Source organism: Flavobacterium sp., from assembly GCF_028712645.1.
Lineage (GTDB): Bacteria > Bacteroidota > Bacteroidia > Flavobacteriales > Flavobacteriaceae > Flavobacterium.
The window spans coordinates 1-4,917 of sequence record NZ_JAQTPQ010000256.1; the positions used below are offsets into that span (position 1 = coordinate 1).

A 4,917-nucleotide genomic window follows, 5' to 3' on the forward strand; every position below is an offset into this window, starting at 1 on the left:
GGTTTGTCATCTCCTTGAGCTATTGCATGTAATGAAGCAAAAACAAGTAAAATGCAGTATAAAGATTTAATTGTGTTTTTTAAAATTATATTTTTCATTGTACTTTTCTTTTTAATTAAACCCTCCTTTAATTATTTTTACCCCATCACTTTGTACATTAGTCTTAATATTTACAACATAAACCCCATCAGGATAGGGACTTAAATCTATCGGAACAGTTCGGCTCGTGATGTTGAATCGTTGTAAAATACGACCCGCCATATCCACGACTGTTGCCGTGCCACTTTCAAATTCATAACCGATAATGATATTGGTAAAACTTACTGTTGGGTTTGGGATGACTTCGATAGCTACTTTTATAACTTTTGGTTTCGTTTTGTCTTTTAGTTTTACTACCCAAAAATCATTATTGCCAAAACTGGTGAACTTGTCTTTTGAGGCAGGTAGTTTTTTTTCGTTTTGTCCATTGGAGGTATTCGACCCATTAGCTGAATTTCCTGAGCCCATTGAGGGTAAATTTAAACCTCCAACAGGAGAGTTTAATCCCAATTTAACTCGGGAATCAGTCTCTTTACTAATGGCATCATTTATTTTTCCAGTAGTTTTAGCAAGCTGGTTATTTATAGCATTATTTGCATCGTTTGAAACCTCGGTTATCGAATTGTTAACGGCATTAGTTCCCTTTTGTAATTGTTGGTTTGGGTCTCCATTATCTGCAATTCTTGTCAGCTTGTTTAAAGTACCTGAAACCGCTTGAGCATTTGAAGTCCCTGCTAACAAATATCCTCCATCACGGGTTTCGATGAGTTTTCTCAAAATATCTTCTCCGTCACTTCCTACAGTTTTATCCCATAGTCTTTCTCCTTTCTCATCAATTTTTAAAGCGATGTAGTCGTTGATGACTTCTTCATCTTTTTTGATTCCTTTTTCTAAAGTGTTAGAGCTCTCATTTTGAGCATATCCCCCAATTAAGTATGTATGATCTTTGTTTTCAACTAAAGAGGTCAGGATGTCAACTTTGCCAAAATCATAGGTTTCACTCCAAACTAGAGCTCCTTTTTCATCCATTTTTAACACCCAAAAATCGGTACCAGAACGCACATTCCCTCCCAATGAAGTGAGTGGTGTGGTGCTATTGGAGTTTCCACCAGCAATATAGCCGCCATCCTCAGTTTGATGTATCACGTACAATTGATTGTCACCATTGCCTCCGTAGGTTTTTTGCCATTCAATGTTGCCTATATCGTCAATTTTTACAATCCAATAATCTCCAATTCCAGTGTTGTCATCCGTTTTCTCTCCGGATTGTGATGAGTTGGAATACCCACCCAAAATATATCCTCCATCTTTGGTTTGTTCCATACTTCGGAGCAAGTCGGCATATTCTCCTCCATAAGTTTTTTGCCATTGTACAGTTCCATTCTTGTCTAATTTCACTATCCAATAATCCATATTACCACGGCTTTTCTCTGTTTTAGCATACAAGTCTGGTTTAACATCTGATGTCTTTTTTTCATTAGGATTGTTATTTTCGATAATTGCAGGGCTTGAACTTGAGGAACCTCCTAGTATATAACCACCATCACGAGTTTGAAAAGCACAAATTAAATCTTCTTGACCACTGCCACCAATTGTTTTTTGCCATTGTTCTTCTCCTTTAGCATCGAGTTTAATGACCCAAAAATCAGTCACGCCTCTACAACTATCTTTTTTTTGAAAACCAACGTTGGAACTGGATGTTCCTGCCAGTATAAATCCGCCATCTCTGGTGTTTTTGATGCTTTGAAGTAAATCAAACCCGCTACCTCCAAAGCTTTTTTGCCAATCTAGTTCTCCTTTTTCATCCATTTTCCAAACCCAATAATCCAAATCGCCATTATTGTTGTCGGTTTTATTACCTGATTTGTCGGATAAAGAACTACCAGCGAGTATAAATCCATAATCGGCTGTGGGTTGTGCGTCAAACAGGTATTCGGCATTTTGGCCTCCATAGGATTTCTCCCAAAGAATATCTTGGGAATAAGCAGTAAAGCAACTGCTCCAGAGTAGTCCGATGGTGCAAAATGTTTTGAAATTTGAGTAGTTGTATTTCATAAGAATTTTCGTTACGAAGTGTTTTCCAAAACTAAATAACATTTTATTAAGGCATACCATCATAAAATGAATATTTATTTTCTATTTTTGAAGTAAAATATTCACATTATGAACAAATCAGTCGGAGAAAAGTTAAAAGACTTGCGTAAATCAAGAGGTTTCTCTCTTGAGGAAGTTATACAAAAATTAAATATTTCTAAATCTACTTACGATAGAATGGAAAAAGGAGAAACATCCTCTTGGATTACTAAAATTGAACAGATTTGCAATCTTTACCATATTGAACCCGAAGAATTATTACTTCCTGAAGAAAAGTATGTTCTCATTAGCAATAAACAAAAAGGAGGCTCAACAAGTAGCATAGTTATCAATAACCTTTCGGAAAAAGCAATTGAATTATACGAAAGGATGTTATTTGAAAAAGATAAAAAAATTGCAGATTTAGAAAACAAATTGCATAAATAATATTTTGGCAACATAAAAAAAGGTTGCACATTACGAACAACCTTTCAGCAACTATGGTACTACAAAACTACAATGCCCCTTTTCGAGTGTTGATGGCGTCTGTAAAAGCATCGATTTCCGTTAGCTCTAAAGTAACTTTGGTTAAGTCAAGCTCTTTTTCTAAAAGAGCTACAACACCATAGCTTTCTTTTCGGTTTTCAAGCAAAAACTTTTTGTACTCTAATCTTACTTTTTTCTTTACAGCATCGTCTTTGCTATTGCCTGCGGGTAAAGCTGCAATAATCGTTTCGGTTGCCGTAATTTCGGTAAGCACCGATTGTAATTCAGCATCAATCTCAATCGAGGCGGTGCTGTAGTTGTTGGTCAATCTTTCCTCAGAAAGTTTTTTAAAATTCAGGTCTGCTTTTTCTTTTGCAGCCCAGGCCAATAATAAATCACAATCGGCTACCGTTGTAATTTTGCTGGTTGAATACGACATAAAAAAGTTTTTAAAAGTTAATATACCCTATCAACGCCACCTTATTTCTGTTTAGTGTCCATTAATAAAAATTTAGGATTTTATTTACTTTTCTTTAAGAATATTGATATAATCCAACTGACTCTTAATACTTTCAAGTCTTAATACTTGTTTGGCTTGTCTTGCCAACCCGTTCTTTTTAATTCCTGTTATAGCTTGTTGCAACAGTACTTCAGCCTGTCCCATTTTGTTTTTTTGTAAATACAATGCTAGCGAATTAAGCTGTAGGTTTTGATTGTGCTTTTTTTGAATGGCATCTAGCAAACGTTGTTCTTTAATTTGTTTGTACTCCAATTCCTTTGCGTGATGAGTCAATAGTTCTTTTACTTCTAATTCTTGTTTTTTTAGGATTTTGTTTTCTACTTTTTCCGTAGCATTCTTTTGGTCGAAGAACAAGGCAATCTCGGCAAGTTTAGCCAATGCAGCAGTAGACAATTCGCGTTTTCCTACTTCGTACATCGCTAACTGGCTTCTGGTTACGCATAAATACTGCGCTATCACTTCTTGTGAGAGTCCAAGTTGGTCTCTAAATAATTGCGTTGCTTTCATCTTGTGATAATTTTTTCGAAAAATATTTGTTTGTCACAAAGTTGTGATAATTTTTTTTAAAAAATAATATTTTGTCACAAGTTTGTGATTGTTTTAATAAAAAATAATATTTTGTCACAAAATATAATTCTCATTTTAAAAATTTTTATAGGTACTTCGTGATTAAATGTCAACAAAGTAAACTGAAAACCTATAAAACTAAAAACAGCATCAAAAACGTTTTTGGAGCTGTTTAATTTAACTATTTTTGTATAATAAATCTGTATCGAATATTTAGGACTAGTCAAAAGATTATCTTTGTTAAAATTATGAAGCAAAAAACTTTAAACCTTATTTCAAGATTATGTTGTTTTCTTTAATCATTCCAGTATACAATCGACCAGATGAAGTGGACGAACTTTTGGAAAGTTTGTCGCAGTTAGATTATAAAGAAGATTTTGAAATTGTAATCGTCGAAGATGGTTCCTCATTGAAATGCGAAGAGGTAGTCCTTAAATATGTTAAGAAACTAACTATTTCTTATTATTTCAAGGAAAATTCAGGTCCGGGGAATTCTAGGAATTATGGGATGCAAAAAGCAAAAGGAGATTATTTTATCATTTTCGATTCAGATTGTATTATTCCAAAAATGTATTTGACTGAAGTTGACAATGCTTTGAGACAAAATTATGTGGATTGTTTTGGAGGACCAGATAAGGCTTTGGATAGTTTTTCTGATATTCAAAAAGCAATTAATTTTGCAATGACTTCTTTTCTTACTACTGGAGGAATTCGTGGTGGTTCAGAGAAAATTGATAAATTTCAGCCTCGAAGTTTTAATATGGGATTGTCTCGAAAAGCTTTTGAAGCATCAAACGGTTTTGGAAATATTCATCCAGGAGAAGATCCAGATTTATCCATCCGATTATGGGAATTGGGTTTTGAAACTAGACTTTTTTCAAAAGCATTCGTTTATCACAAAAGAAGAATCGACTGGGAAAAATTCACGATTCAAGTAAATAAATTTGGAAAAGCAAGACCAATATTGAATAGTTGGTATCCTAAATACAACAAACTTACTTTTTTCTTTCCTTCGGTTTTTATCATTGGGTTTGTAGTTTCACTTTCTTTATCCTTAATTTTCAATCACGATTTATTGCTTCAATTGTATTTTGTTTACTTTTTGGTATTGTTTTTGGTGTCCACTTATCAAAATAAAAGTTTTAAAATAGGCTTCTTGTCTATAAAAGCGGTTTGGAAACAATTTTTTGGTTACGGAACAGGTTTTATGCAATCATTTGTGAAAATCATCA

5 protein-coding genes are annotated in these 4,917 nt (G+C 33.9%); 2 read left to right on the plus strand and 3 right to left on the minus strand.

The features are described 5' to 3' along the window. Window positions 1-111: 111 nt before the first annotated feature. On the minus strand, window positions 112-2,094 hold the full coding sequence (locus tag PHC28_RS15560) for a T9SS type A sorting domain-containing protein (protein WP_300102737.1): 1,983 nt from the start codon (window positions 2,092-2,094) through the stop codon (window positions 112-114). A 108-nt stretch (window positions 2,095-2,202) separates the two neighbouring features. Here PHC28_RS15560 and PHC28_RS15565 point away from each other — a divergent pair, with 108 nt between their 5' ends. Then, window positions 2,203-2,559, plus strand: coding sequence for a helix-turn-helix domain-containing protein (locus PHC28_RS15565; protein ID WP_300102740.1), 357 nt, complete (start codon window positions 2,203-2,205; stop codon window positions 2,557-2,559). Window positions 2,560-2,626: 67 nt separating this feature from the next. Here PHC28_RS15565 and PHC28_RS15570 read toward each other — a convergent pair whose 3' ends face one another. Next, window positions 2,627-3,037, minus strand: a complete 411-nt coding sequence (locus PHC28_RS15570) for a hypothetical protein (RefSeq protein ID WP_300102743.1) — start codon at window positions 3,035-3,037, stop codon at window positions 2,627-2,629. An 84-nt stretch (window positions 3,038-3,121) separates the two neighbouring features. Beyond that, window positions 3,122-3,625, minus strand: a complete 504-nt coding sequence (locus PHC28_RS15575) for a helix-turn-helix transcriptional regulator (protein WP_300102746.1) — start codon at window positions 3,623-3,625, stop codon at window positions 3,122-3,124. A 343-nt stretch (window positions 3,626-3,968) separates the two neighbouring features. Here PHC28_RS15575 and PHC28_RS15580 point away from each other — a divergent pair. Next, on the plus strand, window positions 3,969-4,917 hold a 949-nt coding region (locus tag PHC28_RS15580), incomplete at its 3' end, for a glycosyltransferase (protein ID WP_300102749.1).